The organism is Vibrio sp. 10N.261.46.A3 (assembly GCF_041472995.1).
Classification (GTDB): domain Bacteria; phylum Pseudomonadota; class Gammaproteobacteria; order Enterobacterales; family Vibrionaceae; genus Vibrio; species Vibrio coralliirubri.
The window spans coordinates 26,736-46,441 of the sequence record NZ_JBFRRH010000064.1; the positions used below are offsets into that span (position 1 = coordinate 26,736).

Genomic DNA, 19,706 nt, shown 5'->3' on the forward strand with positions numbered 1-19,706 from the left:
TAAAACGTACTAGGCGGTTCCAACTAAACAGGGGGAACCTGCTCTCTAAAGCTTCGATAGAGACCTAAAGCTTCAACACGCCACTAATCACAGTGGTCGCAGAGCCGATTAACTTTATTCGCCCATTAGCTAAGAGCTCTGTCGACATATAACCACCACGACGAGACGCCTGATAAGCACTGAAACTGCTTTTGTTGAGCTTTTCTGCCCAGTACTGCGTCAATGCGCAATGTGCCGAGCCGGTAACAGGATCTTCATTAACCCCAACCCAAGGTGCAAAGTAGCGAGAAACAAAATCAAGTTCCGTATTTGATGCCAGCGCTGTCACCACAACACCTCGCCCTTGAATACCTTTTAACGCATCAAAGTTTGGTGAAAGCTCTAATAACATTTGTTCGTTGGAAACTTCGATTAACTGCTTAGAGTCAAATTCTCTGAATGAAACGACTTGATGCGGCTCTAAACCTAGATGTTCAAGCAGCGAGAGGTTGGGTTCAGAATGTGATGACAGTTTGGTGCTAGGGAAATCAAGCTCGATAGACGATTCACAAACTGCGGCAGATAACTCCCCAGATAAAGTGTTAAACACGACCTTATCACCTGTCTCAAGCAATCCTTGTTCTTTCATTACATGAACCATTGCCAGTGTGCCATGCCCACACAGCTTCACTTCGACTTCGGGAGTGAACCATTTAAGCGTCATCGTGTTGAGCGCAAGAAAAGCCGTTTCGGATACCGCCATCTCTTCTGCGATTGAAAACATTAACGACTCATCCAAGGGCTCTTTAGAAATACAGACCCCGGCAGGGTTCCCTTTAAACGCTTGAGTTGTAAACGAATCTATTTGATATATCTCTAAATCCACAATGGCTCCTAAATGCACAACGTTCCCCAAATCGACAATCATGGCTCGTTGAGACATAACCTAGATACTGCTGACCACAATAAGCACAAATACCTTGTGCTACAAGTCTTTAGAAACAAATTTATAGATACTTACTCAGAAACAAAAGAAATGACAAACAAAGAGTTATGCAAAGAATTCGTGGATTAAGCAGAAGGTTTAATATCGGGCAAACACTAGATAAAACGTATCAGACAAGGTAGAAAACATACACACATTCGCGGCACATAGGCATTGTATCGTGCCACAAAGGTGAGGTTACTCAGCAATGATGACTCAAATTGAATCTACTGACGTACTAGCGCAGATTTCACAATGGTCAAGCCAAGTAGCCCCAGCATGACTCCTGTCACTTTATCAATATAGTAAGCAACACGTGTAAACTCTCGACGAACTTTAGGTGCCGATAAAAGGAATATGATCGCCGCATCCCATACAAATACAACCACCGTCATCCAAATACCTAACCCCAACTTAAACATGAAGCCAATGTCATTGTTCAACACAACCGTGAATAAACTCAAATAGAACAAAAGGTTTTTGGGATTAAGGATTCCTGATAGAAAACCCGTGATGAATTCTTTAAGAAAAGTCGTTTGGTTGAAGCTACCTCCTTCGGTAACATCCATATTGCTGTAATTACATTTCTTCGCTCTTATCGCTTGCACAGCAAGATAAACAAGAAACACACCACCAATGATCTTCAGTACAATCATAACGGAAACGGATGCCGCTAGAATCGACCCTACTCCAACCAAGCACAAAGCAATATAAACCGCATTCGCACTGGCAATACCGAATGCAACGCCTAGTGCTTTTCTTCCCTTATTTCGAACAGCACTCTTCACTACAATCACAAAGTCTGGTCCGGGGCTCAACAACGCCAAAAAATGAGCAATCGCCACGGTAACAAAAATCCCAACTAAACTTGCATCCATAAATCAATGTCCTTATTGTGAAATTTAATGCATTATTATCGCATAATTAACTTGTAGTTGGTTTTTTGGTTCATAATTAATGTTTCGATACTAAGAGAATCAGACGGGCAACACGTTTTCATAAGCCTCGTAAGGTAAAGACGATCTAATAACCGACTTTCCAACATTTAGTTCAGATAGTTAATCCATTATTTTGCCTAGCGATCTCATAACCAAGACTCATTTTCCTTCTATTTTGGTAATTAAAAGTCTGTGTTCGCATGCATTGCATTAGGTTGTACTAAAATAAGAGCCGTAAATTTGAATCATGTCGCAGATTTTGGGCTACGATTTAGTTATCACGTACGAAAGGGAATCCGTCAGTGAAAGCGTTTTGCGTATCAATACTTGCGTCAACATCCTTTTTGGCTAGCCCTGTATTTGGCCAGCAGCATGATATTTATCTCTACAATTGGGATGAATTTTTATCTGACAGCGTCGTTACCCAGTTGAGTGATACCTACGGCATCTCACTAAAGCAACAATTCTTCTCTGATGAGTCAATAAGGGATGAGGTTCTATTAAGCGAGCGTCGAGGCGCTTTTGAACTGGTCATCGTCGAAAGCGTAAAACTTAAGGCATTAGCCAAACAAAACCTGTTCCATAACCTAAGTGACTTACAACAATCCATTGAAAGCAATTTTGATCCCAGGTGGGCGGATGGATGCGGTGAATATGGTATTCCTTACGCTTGGGGAACATCCGGTATTCTTTATCGCAGTGATAAAATCTCCGCCCCAGAATCTTGGATGGCCATTCTTGAGCCCGACTCCAAAGTCAGTGGCCGTATAAGTATGTACTACGACCCCACCGACTTGGTAAGTACTGCGTTATTGGTCAATCAATTTGACCCATTTACCAACAATGAACAAGAACTTCGTGTTGCTTACAAAACGCTACAACTGCAGAAGCCACACCTTGAAAGCAATGAGTATGTCATCGACCACATCCACCAGCTTGAGCGTCTAGCCAATATCGACCTCGCCTACGGATATTCAGGTGACAGCTATGTGCTTAATGATGCTGAACCTGAGGCATCTTGGGCCTACACAGTTCCTCAAGAAGGAACGACCTTATGGCTAGAGTGTATGGCCGCAATTAACAACGGAGAGCTATCTCCACAGGCAACCACAATCCTCTCCTTCTTATCGCAACCCGAAATCGCCGCTCAAAACGCAATGGATTCATGGTTTGCAACGCCAAGTTCAAAAGCAAAAGCACTCACTTCTCAGGAGTATCAAAACGACCCCGAGCTTTTCCCAAGCAAAGAGGTATTGGATCGCAGCTATCTTTATCAGCCGTTAGAACCCAATAGCATTCAAATTCGCAATCGTATTGTCGACAGTTTGAGATAACTCATGCCAGTATTGAAGAAGCTCTATTTTGTACTTTTACCCACGCTACTGTTGGTCTTTCTGATCGCAGGAATCGTGTCATACAACTTCGCGTCAAATCACGCTAAGCATATGTACCTAGACAAAGTGCAATCTGATGTGAATACCGCTTTAGTCGCTGCAGAGTATGAGCAACTCGGCTTATCCTTACTGGTCAAAGATATTGGGTCTTCGTTGCAGTTTCTTCGCTATATTCAAAACCCAGGCGACTACACGACTCTATCGCTATTGGAGAAACGAGTACTTCGTGTATTAAGCCAGAATCACGTCAATCAATTTGGACAACGCAATGTTTATATCGTGGACCCTAAGTTCAAATTAACGCTTTCGACTCTCAGAGCCGATCCTTTCGAGGGGCTAAAAATCCCTGACAAGATTTACGAAAGAGTCTTCGACATATACACCTCGTTAATCAGCAAGAAGGAACTCTCCTACGAAGGCTTCTCTTATATCTCGATTAGTGGCGAGCTCAGATATTCGTATGTTGCGGCAATTGACCCTTACCTCCTTCCTCAAGATAAACGTGCAAGTAACAGTTTAAATCGCTACATCTTGATTGCTGACGGACCTCTGATACAACTCTCTAGCTTATTAATCAAATACAATGACGATGACAATATTCAGTTCTTAATCGAGCCATCCTCAGACGCTGCCAACATCGAAAATACCCAATTCGTTATCAAATCAATTGAGCAAACCCAAGATAATATCAATGTGCAGATGACCAGCCGACATCTCATCGCGCAAGTAAATATTCGAGAACAAAAGTTCAACCATGAGAAAGCCATCATCGCTAAACAAACCTTGTTGGGCGGCTTTGGTACTCTCTTTACGATCATGTTAATCGTACATTTAGTGGTGCGTTACCAACTTGTGCGCCCGCTTAAAGACTTACTGCAAGAGATATCGATCGGCGGGCTCAAGCTTAGGTATTTCAAGCGTTCATCGGGGCAAAGTGAAATTGATGGTTTAAAGAACGCTTACATTGACTCATTAACAGAATTGAAGTTCGAAGCCGAATTCGACCAACTCACCAAGCTAGCCAATCGACGCTCATTCATCCGACACCTTGATGTACGCCTCAAGAGTTCAATGAACCCACACTGCTATGTGGTTTGTTGGGACATCATCGACTTCCGTAAAATCAACGATCTCTACGGTGCAAAAGTTGGTGATAATGTACTAATAAGCTTAACTAGAGTGCTGAGAGAAACTCTACAAAACCAACAGTCATCTTCCGGTTTCAGTTGCAATGACTACTCCATAGCAAGGCTTGGGGGGAATCAGTTTATCGCCATTTTAGAAATGGATAAAAACCAAGTGATAAACGAAGAAATAGAGAACATCAATAATACGCTGACTAGCACTACGTTCCTTGATTACTATGGATTTAGGTTATCACTCGCAACAGGTGTTTTACCGCTCGACACACCAAAGTTTGAAGAAATTTGGCACCGATGTATTGATGAGATGTTGCTCCGTGCAAAATCTCACAATGATGGAGAAAGCCGTATTGTTTATGGCGAGGAGTTATTACACACGTTAGAGAGACACGACATTATAGAAAAAAGGCTTTTAGAGTGCTGTGAAAGTGATAACTTTGAACTTCGCTTTATGCCTATTTTCAACGCTAAAACACTTCAGGTAGATGGCGCTGAGTGTTTGATTCGTTGCCCTGCTTTATTTGACATAAACGCGGGTCCAGACGAATTCATACCTGCAGCAGAGAAGAGTAACCTCATATCTAAACTCGATATGTGGGTTATTAGCACCGCTATCAAAAGCTATAAAGAGCTCTCAGAAATCCACAAGTACAAAGGTACCTTATCCATTAACATTTCAGCAATGGAACTCTACAACCGAAATTTTTCCGACAATATTCGTAAGGTTATCGAACGGTACCAAGTACCTCCTAGCAACATTATTATCGAGATAACTGAGACCAGTTACGTGAAAAGTACCAAGCTTACGGTACAGACTATCGAGAGAATCAGAAGCCTAGGCTTAAAGGTTTCACTTGATGACTTTGGTACTGGATACACAGCCTTCAACCAGCTACTCCACTACCCTGTGGATGAGCTAAAAATTGATAAGAGCTTTATCGATAACATGGTAGACGACAAAGCCGACCGTAAGATGGTCGAATCTATGGTTAACTTGGGCCACTCTTGTGACACGCTAGTCGTCGCAGAAGGTGTCGAGTCCATAGAACAGTATCATTACCTTAAAAAAGCGAACTGTGACCTAATACAAGGCTACTTCTTTAGCCAACCACTCACTTATCTGGAGTTCATCGAGTTTGTGCGAGACCATAATCCGCAAGCAATTTTAAACCCGCAATCTGTTACCAGTTCGAGATCCAACGAGCGAATCGTTGCACTCACTCAAAAACAATAGCCTCAAACCTAAACCTCAAGGCCTATCTTCCTATCCAAGCGCTACAAACCACTATAGCTATATCTATATCTATAACTAGAACTATCTTCATCAGTGCAGGAGCTCTGCGTTGGCTACACATTGAATGAGGAGGCAAATAAAGAATGGCAAAAGCCATGATAGTGAAGCGGGAGAATGGTGAGCGTACAGTCAACAAAACCTAATGATCTAACTTATCGCTGATGCGGGGATTAACTCTGCATTGTCGTTAGTAGCTCCATCATATCTTTAGAGCTGATGTTCTTCTTATGCCTGACTACAGCGTCAATCATCAATTCTAAATTCCCCGCCGAGATATAATCCTTGAGCACGTCATTAAATTTTTCTTGTATTTCATCACTCGTGTACAAGTGCTCAGGAATAAAAAATAAAAATTGGCTGCCACTACTACGAAACGAGATAGTACTTTCTGGAACCTTTGCCGTCAGAGACTTAGCCGCTGAACTCACCACCAAGTCTCCATATTCAAGCCCATACTTTTGGTTAATCTCATTGAGGTTTCTGATTCGTACAAAGTAAAGGTCGAAATTACCGTTTGTTGGATAGCTGTTCTTAACAAACTGCATGAGCGAGACTCGATTGCGAAAGCCAGTAATAAAGTCGGTAGAATGAAGTTTTCGTTTGATGGAAAAATCGAGATAGAAAATGATGCCTGTCATCAACAAAATCAAGACAAGAAAGGCGCTGCTGATTTGGTGAACAACAACAAATTTGCCTACCATGGACGTATTTTCTTCAATAACAGGGCTTTGTAATCGAAACTTTTCGTTAATGAATTCAACCAAGGTGGTGTAGCAAATATCGACTTTCTTCTGCAGCGATTCTTTAGGTAATTGCCCTGTACTGACCAATTTAATTGACGATTCTAGCGACTTAAACTTTTCAAACTCTGAGGTAAAGTAAGGCTTAAAGTTTGCTGAGCGAATAAAATTGGACGATTCAGTGCTGTTGATCAGAATATCAAAACGACTCCAAGTAATGTCATAAGCCAACCAAAGTTCATCATAATCGATCGTCTTTGCGTGGCTAACCATCAAGAAGTTTGCATACTCTTTGACGAGTTGAAAAACAAACCATGTGGCCTCATTTTGGCGGTTAGAAAAGCTCTTGTTGATGTCATTAATTCGAGTAACACTGTAGATATTGACGGATAGAACAACCACGGCCAAAGACAAAACAACGACTTTGATTGCAGCCATAGACAACAGCTTCTTCATAATTAACCTCTACAGATGAATATCACGAATCTGCCAAATCATCTTGGCATGGAAATCAGGGGTATTGGTCTCAGGATTCGCAGAGAGTGGGTAAATCAACCAAAACGGGCCTTTCTCTCTCACAGACATAAACTCCCCATTCTTTTTAATCGCAATGATGGGTTCATAGGTATCAAAATCTTCTTTGGGCACAGCAATTTTATAGTCATTCAATGCTACGAAAGTGACTTGTGATGATATCGGTAGATCCATATTTTCAAGCACCGTTTGTAACGTCACACCACTATAAACGGTCAGACCCTCGACCCAAGGCAAGGTGGTAGTAATTTCTTTTTGAGGAAGTGACAGGAGTTGCTCTCTACTAAAACCATGCTTTTGCCCAGAGTGGTCGAAAACCGTTAACTCAGAGGCTGCAAAAATCGAAAACGAGCAAAGCCAAAGCATCAACAAGAATACAGTTCTCATTCTAAACTCCATTTAAAAAGGTCACTAAATTGAGTCTAGTATAAATTGACCATTTAACTTGTACCGATACAACTCAGATTGATTGGTATCGCTTTATTCCGAATGCTCCTACACCTCGCTGTTTTTCAATAACTTCGCTGTTTCTCTGTCTCTTCCATCACCGCTCTCGTTCAGCGCTCCCTACCCGCTTGACGTATTCCTTCCAGGCCATCGAGTAAGAAAAACTCGTATTTTACTCTGCGTAAGTAAACCAATAAGCCCTATGAATACGTATCAAACAACAAAATTAACAATAAATATGAGTAAGTAAGTAGCGAGAATGCTGGTTGCTGCATAACCTTTAATCGAACGTAAGCAGCTTTAAGAGACTTAATAACGGGTTCCAGTCGTTTCTACTTCACCATTTGATCTCGTGTATTGATCTTAGAAAGCTTACTCATTTCATAATCAAGGGAATCGAGAATGAGTTTGAATATAAAAAAATTTAACCCCATGGCGACACTTTCTACCCTAGTAATGACGCTGGTCATGTTTCCTGTTTCTGCTGAAGTTAATCAAGAACAATTCGAATTAGGTAAACAAAAAGCCAAAGTGTGTATGACCTGTCATGGCGCTGATGGCATCTCAACACAAGATCCCTACCCGAACCTTCGCGGTCAAAAAGTGGGTTATCTCATCTCTTCATTGAAAGATTACCAGACTCGAGAAAGAACCAGTGGTTTAGCGATTCTCATGCAGCAACAAGCCGATACGCTCTCAGATCAAGACATCCGTGACATTTCCTATTTCTACTCAGTGCTCGGCAACGAAGCAAGCTCGCTCAGCGATTCAAATTAAGTCAACGATTCAAATTAAGTCAGCGATTCAAAATATCTAGGCAAGGAGCCTTGTTATGGAACAAGTGACAACGCAATACAGCATTAAGGTCGTGAAGTACTTCATCATCGCATCCTTAGTGTGGGCGATTGTAGGTATGATCATCGGCGTGATTCTCGCCGCGCAATTATATTGGCCAGTCTTAAACTTTGATTCTCAATACTTCCAATTTGGTCGACTGCGTCCGCTACATACCTCTGGAGTAATTTACGGCTTCGTGGTGAATATCTTGATGGGGACGTCTTTATACATTGCCCAGCGAACAGGCCATTGTGACTTGTTCAATAAAAGCCTTTCATGGATGGTATTTTGGGGCTGGCAATTCATCTTGTTACTTGCGGTCATTTCTTTACCCGCAGGCCACACTACCTCAAAAGAGTATGCAGAGCTTGAATGGCCAATCGACTTGATGATTGTGCTGGTTTGGGTGCTGTATGCGGTGTTGTTCTTTGGCACCCTTGCCAAGCGTAAGGTCAGCCATATCTTCGTGGCTAACTGGTTCTTTGCTGCTTTCATCATCGTCGTTGCAATGATTTTCATCGTGAACAACCTCGCGATGCCTGTGTTGGCGATGAAGTCCTACTCTGTGTTTGCAGGTGCTCAAGATGCGATTGTTCAGTGGTGGTGGGGACATAATGCCGTCGGCTTCTTGCTGACCGCTGGTGTGATTGGTATGAACTACTATTTCATACCTAAAGCGGCGGATCGACCTATCTACTCGTACCGTTTGTCTGTGATCCATTTCTGGGGCTTGGTCGGCTTTTACACATGGGCCGGAACGCACCATCTAGTTTACTCTTCCGTTCCGATCTGGATTCAGAACATCGGCATCGTGATGTCATTGATCCTGTGGCTCCCTTCTTGGGCGGGCGCGTTTAATAGCGCAATGACCCTCCTACAAAACAAAGAAAAGCTGAAGTCCGACTACATTCTTTTATTCTTTTTCTCAGCGATTCTTTACTACTGCTTGGCAACATTCGAAGGTCCCCTACTCGCTATTCGCTGGTTCAACATGGTGGCACACAACACCGAATGGATCATCGGACACGTACATTCCGCGGCTCTAGGATGGGTTGGAATGTCAGGGATAGCGGTTTTTTACTATTTCATTCCACGCTTATGGGGCCAAACCGATCTATGGTCACGACGACTGATTAAATGGCACTTTTGGCTCGCTCATGCTGGCGTCGCCATTTATGCGATTGCACTTTGGATCGCAGGGATCGGCGAGGGTTATATGTGGCTCGCTCAAAATGAAAATGGCGAACTGATTTACAGTTTTGTAGAGGCTATGGATTTTAAAGCACCTTGGCTATTCATGCGTTTCTTTGGTGGTGCGCTGTTTGTACTCGGATTGTTCTTAATGGCTTTCAACTTGTACAAAACGGTTCGTATGCCCGCAGTACATGATGCTAAAACCACCGTTAATGAGGGGGCTTAAATGATGAGTAAAGACTTTACACATTCAATCGTCATTTTAATTTTGACCACTGTTGTCGTGGCTTCCTTCTCTTTATTGGTCTGGGTAGTGCCAAGCATTGTCCGTGGCGACGATATTGCCAAAGGCAGCTTAGCGATGCCACTCACACCAATTGAGTTAGCAGGCCGAGACATCTACATCAGTGAAGGCTGCCATGTTTGTCACACACAAATGGTTCGCCCTCTAGAGCCAGAAGTGAAACGTAATGGTCGTCCCAACCAAGAAGCAGACGATATCTATGAGTTTCCTAACTTGTGGGGCTCTAAACGTACTGGCCCTGACCTCACTAATTTAGGCAGAAAGTATTCTGACCAGTGGCATGTTATTCACTTAATTGATCCTCGAAAAGTCGTTCCGACCTCGATCATGCCCTCTTACCCGTGGCTATTTGAGCAGACTCTGACTGGCGATGATATTACTGCCAAAATGGAAGTGTTACGTACCTTAGGTGTGCCTTATACCGATCAAGAAATTGGTGATGCCCGTTTACAAGTAAGAGGCAAAACCAAAGGTGAAGCGCTGATTCGCTATTTACAAAGCCTGGGTAAAGATACGTCACAGGAGGTATCACAATGAGCACATTCTGGAATCTATGGGCGGTACTCTTAACCTTAATATTCTTTGTTCTGATGGTATCGGTTATCGTTAAATATTGGCGTAGCAATCATAAGGCCGATCACGACCACACCATTGGCACCTTTGATGGGATTGAAGAGAAAGATGCGCCTCCACCTAAGCTGTTATTTGTCAGCTATGCGGTCGCATTTCTTTTATCTGCAGGCTATTTGGTGCTCTACCCTGGGCTCGGTGAATGGGAAGGCTTAGTCGATTGGGAACAAAGCGATGATAAGCTCAGTTCACCATCCACCACTCTCAATGAGCAATTTGCACAAACCAGTGAAACCACGTTAGAGGGATTAGCTGCCGTCCCAGAGATCGTGAACAGCGGTAGGATTCTGTTCCAAACTCACTGCGCCGCTTGTCACCGAGATAATGCTCAGGGACAAAAGCACTTTCCTAACTTGATAGACCAAGAGTGGCTTTATGGTGGCAGTGATGAAGCTGTGATTCATTCGATTGCCAAAGGCCGGAACGGTGCTATGCCGGGTTGGAGTGAAATCATGCGCCCAGATGAGGTGGCAAAAGTTTCCTACTATCTAGCCTCTCTCAACCAACGTCATACCGATGTGCCGGAAATTAAAGTCGAGCTCGGTAAAACCTTGTTCGTCCAATACTGTTCTTCTTGTCATGCCGATGGTGCTGTCGCTAATCCAGCGATTGGTGTACCTGATCTTTCCGATGATATCTGGCTTCACGGCGGCAGTATTGAAGAGATTCAGCACACCATCAATTACGGTTTGAACAACCTAATGCCTGCGTTTGATGAGCAGCTCACCGAGAACGAAATACTCGCGCTTGGGGCTTATATACGACACGCTGGTGATGTAGAGCAACAAAGGCTCGCGAGTTTGAAAGCATCATCTGTTGAGCGCGGAGAATATCTCGCTTACGCCGGTGACTGTGTGGCTTGTCATAGTGCAGAAGGTGGCGAACCCTTTGCTGGCGGCCTGCCCTTTGTTACCCCTTTTGGCACCGTTTATTCAACCAACATAACGCCACACACCACCGAAGGGATCGGGACTTATGACTTCGACGATTTCCGAGCTGCGTTAGTTGCTGGTAAAGGTAAGAATGGGTACCTGTACCCTGCAATGCCTTACACCTCTTATCAATACCTCACCGACCAAGACATGGTGGATTTATGGGAATACATGCAGTCAATCACCGCCGTGCCGCGACGCAATGATGACAACAGCATGATGTTTCCATCCAATATTCGCTTAGGTTTGCTTGGCTGGAACATCGTATTTATGGATACAGACCCTATTGATTATGAAGTACCAGAGGAGCTCAAAGGAGAAATTGAGAATGTCGATAAGTGGCAACAAGGCAAGTATTGGGTCGCAGGACTTGGTCACTGTTCGGAGTGCCATACACCACGAAACATTGCCCAAGCACTGATACCAGAACGTCTTTTCCAAGGTAACTTGATCGACGGTTGGAACGCGCCTGATATTACCGCCAATGAGCTCTATATCGATGGTTGGGATGAAGCAACACTCACCGACTTTTTACACACAGGACATTCAGACAAAGGCACCGCTTTTGCAGGTATGGCAGATGTAGTAAAAAACAGCCTAAGCTTGATGACACGTGAAGATATTGAGTCGATGTCCTATTACCTACTCAGTGGGGATATCAACAACACCATTGCCAGTGATGCCGTTCAGTTACAGCCTAAAGGGTTTGATGAAGCTGCGTATGCCAGTGAAATCTACACCACATATCGTCAAACCTGTGGCGCGTGTCATGGTGACGATGGTAAAGGTCGCGATCCAATCGCCCCTACTCTGTTGAACAACGGTATTATCATGCACAGTGACCCATTCAACACCATTGCAGTAACCGTTCGTGGCTTGCAACCCACCTATCTCGACAAAGATCGAAACTTCATGCCGATGGCAAGTTTTGAGGATGTACTGTCGGATCAACGCTTAGCTGAGCTCATCACGTTTGTGCGTTTAAACCTAGGCGCCCGAAATGAACCGGTCACGGCTGAGCATGTTCGAGAGGTAAGAGAAACACTTGAAGCAGCAGGTTATGCGGGCGGATTACACACCACACCTGAAATGTACGAAAATCGAGATAAGAACATTAACATACGATAGGCGCTGTAGCTGTGCGTAGCCGATTGGCTCACAAGCAGCGATAAGCACGTAACTTTTATCTTTGCCAACAAGCCAAAAGGAGACCACTGTGTCTCCTTTTCTTTTGCCCAAACGCGAATTTTCGATGCTTTTCCGTACAACACAATTGTAACTAACTGATTACACAATTAAGCAGAGCTGCACATAATGCGATCAATCTCGCAGAACAAAGATGACACCAAGTGCATAATATGCAAAATTTTCTAAAGATGTACTAAGGACAGTTATGGATACAACTACACTCATCTACGATACGTTGGAAGGCCTGTCGAGCGCAAAGCCACAGCAACACGCTCAAATCCGCCAAAATCTATATAACCAATTAGATTTATCATTTGAGAAGCAGTTGGCTTTGTATTCATCAGTTCTTGGTCCAGCAAGTGCTGGTAGATTGACCGATTTGGATAGTGCAGTGATGTCTGCACGCAAGATTGTTGGCTTAGAAAACAGCTAAGCAACCTTCAACCTATCTCAACTTTAACGCTGCCATCGTGCAGCGTTTTTTTATGGACGCTATTTACGATAAGTACGGTTGGTTACGATAAATACTGTTAGTTGCGATAAACGCGGTTAAGAAGATAAGTGCAGTTGGGTCTGTTTTTCAAGCTACACGCATTCTCATTTGGTTAATCTTATGTTCCATTTTTAACAGGTGTGTAACCACAATAATGGCGCTAATGTTAGTAGCACGTTAACCACACATCGGATGGAAGAATCATGAGAGTACTTATTGAATATACACAAACAGGCAAATACCGTGATCATGCGTGGGAAGCATTAACGATTCGTTCAAAAGGCGAAATTCAAGCTGTGACTCCCTCTTATGCTGCTCAGCTTATCGAACAGAACCGCGCCAGCTTATCGACCACTGAAAATCAAGATATCGTCATCCAACCTTAATGGCTTCAAGGGCTACCCCTCCTAGTTCCTTAAATCGAATAGTTCGATGACATAAAAAAAACGCTGCACGGATGCAGCGTTTTCTTGTTTCTGGCGTATCTTGTCTCTAACGTAAAGAGCTTCTAACGTAGATAACCTACACAGAGAATTTGATTATTTTGGCAAGTTTTCTAATGCATCAACCATCGTCATTAGCTTATCGACGATTCGTTCACCATCCACTCTCAAACCATTGTGCTCATACTCGTTGGTAATCCACGCTTTTGAGTTTGGAATATTAGCCAGTGTTTCGCGGCTGTAATCCAGTTCTACGTACATGTCATCTGCGTAAACTGCACACGCCATCGGAACCGTATTCTTGCTCAGCTGCTCTGCGTTGTACAAAGTGCCCCAGTCCGACTTCTTGGCCAACATGTTTGCCGCTTCGCGTAATGGCTTCAACGTTTCAAGTTGATCGAACATCCATGGGTAGACCATTTCTCCGGTAAACCAGAACTCACTGCCCGATTGGTAGTTAAAATGCGGGTACTGCTCGCGTACTCGATGTGCCGACCAGTTAGACGCTGTACCTTGACAGTAAATCGATTCATGCAGTATTGCGTAAATTGGGTTAGTTAAATATCCCTGCTCTTGCTGCATTTGATTTAGGAAGCTGTAGCTCAGCTGTCTGTTACCGTTCACTTCAACAAAGGCACTTTCCAGAGTGAAATACATCGGCAGGTTCGCTTCACCGCCACCAAGGTTAATGCCAATAAGTTGAAATTGCTCAACCGTAAACACCTGACCGTTTGGCAGTCTCACGTCGTTGTTGAGCAGGTAATCAGAGATCTCACGACACATGGCTTGCGCTTGTGGGAACTGAGCAAAGAACGCTCTGTTTTTGTCTTCAACACGCTTATAAGTCGCACGATAAACATCGTCAGCTTCGCGTTCAATAGAAGGAATACCGCCCGTCACGTAGCAACGTTGCAAGCTCTGAGGGAACAGTGACAAATAGCTCAGTGTGCAGAAGCCACCAAAGCTTTGACCAATCGTCGACCATTGCTTAATACCGAACTGCTCACGAATCGCTTCCGCGTCGCGAACGATGTTGTCTGCTCTGAAATGCGTTAAGTACTCAACTTGTTGTTCTGGTGACAAATGCGCCAACGTTTCATGGCTAATCACCGTGCTGTTACCTGTACCACGTTGGTCAAGAAGCAGAACACGGTAGTTTTGTAATGCACGCTTTAGCCAACCCGATTGACCACTCACGCGTGGAGAAGGAAAACCTGGGCCGCCCTGAAAGTAGATCAACCACGGCAGTTCTTGCCCATCTTTAGCAAGATCAACCAGTTCACGTGCGAAGACTTGGATCTGTTGTCCATCTTTTGCTTGATAATCGAGTGGCAACTCAAACGAGTGCTGACGATACAGGGTGGTTCCATCAATAAAGTTAGCTTGCACGCTTCATTCCTTTTTATCTGATTCTAAAGTCATCGGTACGAATAAAAACGGCGCCCTTTGGCACCTTCCTTAGCAAGATACGCATACTAGCTTGTAAATGAAACCGTTTGTTGAACCTGAATGTGAAGGTACTTCATTAAATCGCCCAATTAGCTCTAAACGCGTAACAACTTGTTTCAAAACAGAAGGTTTAAGGGGGGCTCTATTGAGAGGAAGAATGAAAACGGGAGACAAATAAAAAGAGCTTAACGAGGTGAGGATACGTTAAGCTCTTTGGTTTTATCTGTTGTAGCGTGTGTTATCAACAATGCTATCGATTCACTAAGCACTATGCACTAAGCACTAAGCACTAAATTATGAAGTTGTTAGCTCACCTGCACCTTGAATCGAACGCTGGCTGCTTTCGACAAGAATGGCTGTTGCGGTTTCTTTCAACGCGCCCCACTCTGCCTCATCAACTTCAATGCCATCGTTCCACGCTTTCTCTTGAGTTTTGAAAAGCGCTTCCGACTCAATGTGTGTTTGGTAGCCATCTGACAAACGTTTGATATCGAAATCCTGGACGGAAAGTTCGATGGTCATATTGTGGATATGTTCGTCCGATGTCAGTGGCGAATCTGATAAAAACAGTTCTGGTGCAACGCAACCACGGTTAAGCACATACAAGGTGCTCTTAGGGTTTGAGCCATTATCCCAACGTGCTGTGCACGCGATGCCTTTCGCTGCGAGTTTTACAAGCTCACTGTACGCTAACCAACGGTTATGGCAGTTGTTTAGCTCGATTTTCAGTGTCTTTTTGCCGACCATCTTTTCAATGGCGTAATCCATAACCACAGGAAGATGACACGCTAAGCTCGCCTTGTGCAGGTCCACTTCAACTGTGTTGTCGCTTCTCACTTGGATGTCTACAGGGCAATCGTCTTCTAGCCCCATAAAGTTGCTCGCGTTGTTAAAATGACGAACTCCATCCAAGCCAACCATTTGTAAATCTGCCACCATGTTCGCTATCACATCGGCTTCACCACATGTACGACGCATACCCAGAAAGGCTTTATTAACGGCCGCTACCAGTTCATTGTGAGAAACGATCATAACGATTTACCTCCATGTTGAGCGTTGATATGTGTAGGAACTTTATTTGAGTCAGCGAGCTCTGCTTCACTTGGTGCTTCACTTGGTAAGATTGGGAACACCCATTCGTCCTGATGAATTTCATCAAGTAGTGGTGCACCTTGGAAAAACGTCACTCGTACCCAACGGTCTGAGCGAGGATCAAACTTGGTCGCGCCAAACATCGCTAGCTTACAACGCAGCAAGTGCATTGGTGGCGAGTCTTGATGCAGCACGTTCATTTGAATGTCGCCCATCGCCTTGTTACCTAGCGTCCATACACGGCGCGCAATAGCACGATGCTGCGGTTGTTTAACAAGGAACTCAGCCAATGAAAGCTCTGGCGCGAACTGCAATAAAGCATGGTACAAACGGTAAGCTTGACGACCGATATCCAACGGCAGTTCGCGCTCTTCGCCTAGTTCCTCGCCTCGAACACCGAGTCTTGGCTCTTCTTTGTCTTGAGAGCGATACCAGAACCAGTAGTTGTTTTCTGCTTTGGTAAAGTCGGTCGTGATCGCCCAACGGTACTTTTCTTCTAACACAACCAATAGGTCTTGGACCTTTTTGCCACTAGGGAGTGAGAGTGTTTCGCTGCAATTCATTTGTTCTTGATGGGCGTCCACTAATTCTGGGTACAATTCCATCAAGCATGAGATAAGGATTTCTTGGGCTTCCATACTCATGTGCTTAGATTGTTCAACCAACTGCGCCCATGTCTCGCAATGGTTTACAGAAGCTTCTAGTGACTGTTCTGCGTGTTTTAACTCATCAACAGCGGTTTTGTTCAACTCTTGCTGGTTTTCATTGATGGTAACAACTTGTTCTAAATGACAAATCGCTTTTTTAACGTATGTACGTAGTGGCTCGATCAACGCCGTATCGGTCTGACTAGCCAACACGTCCGCCAATGCATGTTCACGAGTGGTCATCCATTGATCGACAATACTTGGGTGGTTAATAAGGTATGGCGCCATGCCTAAACCCGTCGCATTACCAACACCAAGGTAACGCTGTAATCCTCTGTGCAAAGTGATTGCTTGTTCACCGCCCTGTTGCTCGGCTAGGTAATGAACCCAATCTAGGCTGAACTCACGCAGCATATAAACCGCACACATTTGCGCACTAAACGACTGATTAAAATCTTCATTTTTCTCTAAGATTTTAAAGTCAGCAATACCAAATTTGCCATTACCGTATACCGCTGTCGTTCGCAGGATGTAACCCACTTCAGCCAGCTCTTTTGGCGTTGGTTGAACACCTTTAGCCAAGTGACTCACGATGTGTTCAAACACACGTACACTTTTGTTTGCACGCGCCAACACAAGCACGTTATTTGGATTACGGCCTGCTTCTTGAAGCGGTACATTCGCACGAAGTCTTTCAAGTAGGGCGACATCAACATCACCAAGAACAAGCGCAAACGTTACGTCCCACTTTTCAGCAATTACACGGTCATTTCGTTCGTCATCTGCAATCTCATCGCAGAAAACAACCAAATTGTAAACATGGTTTGGCGTCGCAAGCTTATAGATAACATGACCAAAACCTTGAGCGTCTAATTGCCACTCATGTTTCGTCACTTTCCATTCTTGCTGCGCCATTTTACGAATCAGAGTTCTAACGAAGCTGATACGTGTTTGGTGCATTGCACCTAGCCTTTCCGGTGCCATGACGACAGTCGCGTCACGTAGTGCTGATTCAGTGTAGGTAGAACGATGTGCATCCATTTTGCTCACCACCTTATAGTTATAGGATTTTGCTAGCCATTCAGAACCGATCGTTGCCATCATTTAAAGCATTCGTTGTTACAGTGTGTTGGTTAGCTTTCACGTTATTTGGGGCAAGCGAGCTCACCCCTTATTATTTTGTCCTGACTAGATCGATTGACCTAAATACGTGCCGCCCGATGTATCTTCACCAGTACGGTTTTTCTGTTCCTTTCGGAATCTTGGTCCAGCCTTCTTTCAAAGGCTGATTTGTTCTTATTTAATCAGTTTCTTACAGAGCCTTATTATTACAGCCCCTGCTCTTTTGCCATCTTGATTGCGATTTGAGGCGCATTCCAAAGTGATGGCAGCAAGATTAAGGACACCGGTACCGCGGTGATAACAATGAAGGATTGCAGGGCTGAAATACCGCCAGAGCCTAGGGAAATCAGAATTAACGCTGTTACCCCCATCATCACACCCCAGAAGGTACGAATAATTGCATTCGGTTCTGTCTCACCACTGATCACCACACTGATGGTGTAAGTCATTGAGTCACCGGTCGTTACGATGAAGATCGTGGTTAAGATCAAGAACAAAATTGAGATAAGCATTGGCATTGGTAGCTGCTGAGTTACCGCCAGTAGCGCACCTGGTAAGTTAAAGCCTTCGAACGCCTTACTTACGCTGCCTGGATCTGCGATTTCGAACGCAAGACCAGAGCCGCCAACAATCGTGAACCAGAAGCAAGTAACAAACGGTGCAATCAAACTAATCGTTGATACCAATTGGCGAATACTACGACCGCGTGAAATACGTGCGATGAAGATTGCCATCATTGGGCCGTAACCTAAGAACCAACCCCAGAAGAATACTGTCCACCAGCTCAACCAACCTTCGTCACCACGGTATGTTGCCATCGGGATGAAGTTATCAATCATGCTGCCTACACCTTGGATGTAGCCATTGAAGATGAAGTTTGTTGGGCCAAAGATAAGGATGTAGACCATCAATGCCATCGCCAAAATTACGTTGTAACGGCTTAGCATTTGCATTCCGCGGTTAAGACCACTCAGTGCCGACAGTGTGTAAAGCACGATAGCGAACAAGATGATGATCAGCTGTGTTGTGAAGCCATCTGGAATACCAAACAGTTCGTTCAGCGCGTAGCTCACTTGCAAGCCCAAGAAGCCGATAGGACCGATAGTGCCCGCTGCTACTGCGACAATACAACATGCATCAATCAGTGCGCCTGTATGGCCTTTCAGTGCTCTTTCACCTAATACAGGGTAAAGCAGAATACGAGGTTTAAGCGGCAAGCCTTTATCGTAGTGAAGGTGCATAACCACGATAGACGTTAAGCTGCCCACAATCGCCCATGCTAGGAAGCCCCAGTGCATGAATGACTGTGATAGTGCGTTCACTGCACCTTGCTGTGCGTTTTCTTGAGCACCATATAACGGTGGTGGATTAACGTAGTGTGCGATAGGTTCTGCTGCCGCCCAAAATACACCGCCACCCGCAAGTAGCGTACAGAAAATGATAGCCATCCAACGGAAGCCATCCATTTCAGGTTTAGCAATACCACCTAGGATAACCTTGCCTGTTCGCCCTGCCGCCAGGCCAAGACCAATAAGAAAAGTCAGAAGAAGAAGCATTTGCCAATAAGGACCGAATACTTTTACCGACCAAGCAAAGCCTGTGTTTACTAGGCTTGATAGCAGCTCGCCATCAAATAAAGCAAGCGTTACGAACAGAGCGATAAAACCGCCGCTGTACCAGAGTGCTGGGTTGGTAAGTCCTAATTTGTCTGAAGTCGATTCAGACTGGTTTGTGTTACTTGTTTTATTACTTGTTGTGTGTGCTTGACCCGCATTTACGTTTGAAGATTTCACGCTATTGGTTAAATCAGACATACTCTGACTCCAGAGGTTTCTTTGCAGCTGTCATTTGAATGATGACTACAAGGGTGTATTTAACACCCGCCCTATTATTTTTTGTGTTGGGCAGGCTAATCCATGTTT

Annotated in this window: 16 protein-coding genes; 8 read left to right on the top strand and 8 right to left on the bottom strand. The window is 44.3% G+C overall.

Translation table 11 applies throughout. The annotated features are described in order from the left end of the window. Positions 1 to 64: 64 nt before the first annotated feature. Complete coding sequence (locus AB4484_RS15070) at positions 65 to 865, bottom strand: PhzF family phenazine biosynthesis protein (protein ID WP_372079010.1); 801 nt, start codon at positions 863 to 865, stop codon at positions 65 to 67. 326 nt (positions 866 to 1,191) lie between these two features. Next, a complete protein-coding gene (locus AB4484_RS15075) occupies positions 1,192 to 1,842 on the bottom strand; it encodes a LysE family translocator (protein WP_081229812.1) in 651 nt (216 codons plus the stop codon). 362 nt (positions 1,843 to 2,204) lie between these two features. On the opposite strand from AB4484_RS15075, the gene AB4484_RS15080 reads away from it, so the two are divergent. Both AB4484_RS15080 and AB4484_RS15085 read left to right on the top strand, forming a co-directional pair. Further along, positions 2,205 to 3,236 (top strand): PotD/PotF family extracellular solute-binding protein, encoded by a 1,032-nt coding sequence (locus tag AB4484_RS15080; protein WP_050621595.1) that lies wholly within the window; start codon positions 2,205 to 2,207, stop codon positions 3,234 to 3,236. A 3-nt stretch (positions 3,237 to 3,239) separates the two neighbouring features. Then, positions 3,240 to 5,672 (top strand): putative bifunctional diguanylate cyclase/phosphodiesterase, encoded by a 2,433-nt coding sequence (locus AB4484_RS15085; RefSeq protein WP_372079012.1) that lies wholly within the window; start codon positions 3,240 to 3,242, stop codon positions 5,670 to 5,672. Between the two features lie 230 nt (positions 5,673 to 5,902). Here AB4484_RS15085 and AB4484_RS15090 read toward each other — a convergent pair whose 3' ends face one another. Further along, the gene (locus tag AB4484_RS15090; RefSeq protein WP_050649385.1) at positions 5,903 to 6,928 is read right to left on the bottom strand and encodes a diguanylate cyclase domain-containing protein; all 1,026 of its coding nucleotides are present in this window, start codon (positions 6,926 to 6,928) and stop codon (positions 5,903 to 5,905) included. Positions 6,929 to 6,937: 9 nt separating this feature from the next. Next, entirely contained in the window at positions 6,938 to 7,393 is a 456-nt protein-coding gene (locus tag AB4484_RS15095) for a hypothetical protein (RefSeq protein WP_017064717.1), read from the bottom strand. 462 nt (positions 7,394 to 7,855) lie between these two features. Here AB4484_RS15095 and AB4484_RS15100 point away from each other — a divergent pair, with 462 nt between their 5' ends. From AB4484_RS15100 to AB4484_RS15125, 6 genes are all read left to right on the top strand, one after another. Further along, on the top strand, positions 7,856 to 8,230 hold the full coding sequence (locus tag AB4484_RS15100; RefSeq protein ID WP_059018733.1) for a cytochrome c: 375 nt from the start codon (positions 7,856 to 7,858) through the stop codon (positions 8,228 to 8,230). 55 nt (positions 8,231 to 8,285) lie between these two features. Further along, positions 8,286 to 9,710 carry a cytochrome-c oxidase, cbb3-type subunit I gene (gene ccoN / locus AB4484_RS15105; RefSeq protein ID WP_248384097.1) on the top strand — a complete coding sequence of 475 codons (1,425 nt, stop codon included), beginning with the start codon at positions 8,286 to 8,288 and terminating at the stop codon, positions 9,708 to 9,710. Next, positions 9,711 to 10,325: a cbb3-type cytochrome c oxidase subunit II gene (locus AB4484_RS15110; protein WP_050621599.1), complete on the top strand. Its 615-nt coding sequence runs from the start codon at positions 9,711 to 9,713 to the stop codon at positions 10,323 to 10,325. Beyond that, a complete protein-coding gene (locus AB4484_RS15115) occupies positions 10,322 to 12,478 on the top strand; it encodes a c-type cytochrome (protein ID WP_372079015.1) in 2,157 nt (718 codons plus the stop codon). The genes AB4484_RS15110 and AB4484_RS15115 overlap by 4 nt, the downstream gene beginning before the upstream one ends. 265 nt (positions 12,479 to 12,743) lie before the next feature. Further along, positions 12,744 to 12,971, top strand: coding sequence for a PAS factor family protein (locus AB4484_RS15120; RefSeq protein WP_004730426.1), 228 nt, complete (start codon positions 12,744 to 12,746; stop codon positions 12,969 to 12,971). 263 nt (positions 12,972 to 13,234) lie between these two features. Then, a complete protein-coding gene (locus AB4484_RS15125; protein WP_004730424.1) occupies positions 13,235 to 13,417 on the top strand; it encodes a hypothetical protein in 183 nt (60 codons plus the stop codon). A gap of 153 nt (positions 13,418 to 13,570) precedes the next feature. Here AB4484_RS15125 and AB4484_RS15130 read toward each other — a convergent pair whose 3' ends face one another. From AB4484_RS15130 to AB4484_RS15145, 4 genes are all read right to left on the bottom strand, one after another. After that, positions 13,571 to 14,863, bottom strand: a complete 1,293-nt coding sequence (locus AB4484_RS15130; RefSeq protein ID WP_372079017.1) for an alpha/beta fold hydrolase — start codon at positions 14,861 to 14,863, stop codon at positions 13,571 to 13,573. Between the two features lie 354 nt (positions 14,864 to 15,217). Next, positions 15,218 to 15,955, bottom strand: coding sequence for a DUF3726 domain-containing protein (locus AB4484_RS15135; RefSeq protein WP_372079019.1), 738 nt, complete (start codon positions 15,953 to 15,955; stop codon positions 15,218 to 15,220). Further along, positions 15,952 to 17,766, bottom strand: coding sequence for a hypothetical protein (locus AB4484_RS15140; RefSeq protein WP_372079020.1), 1,815 nt, complete (start codon positions 17,764 to 17,766; stop codon positions 15,952 to 15,954). The genes AB4484_RS15135 and AB4484_RS15140 overlap by 4 nt, the downstream gene beginning before the upstream one ends. 224 nt (positions 17,767 to 17,990) lie before the next feature. Further along, positions 17,991 to 19,598 (bottom strand): BCCT family transporter, encoded by a 1,608-nt coding sequence (locus AB4484_RS15145; protein WP_268671196.1) that lies wholly within the window; start codon positions 19,596 to 19,598, stop codon positions 17,991 to 17,993. Positions 19,599 to 19,706 lie beyond the last annotated feature (108 nt).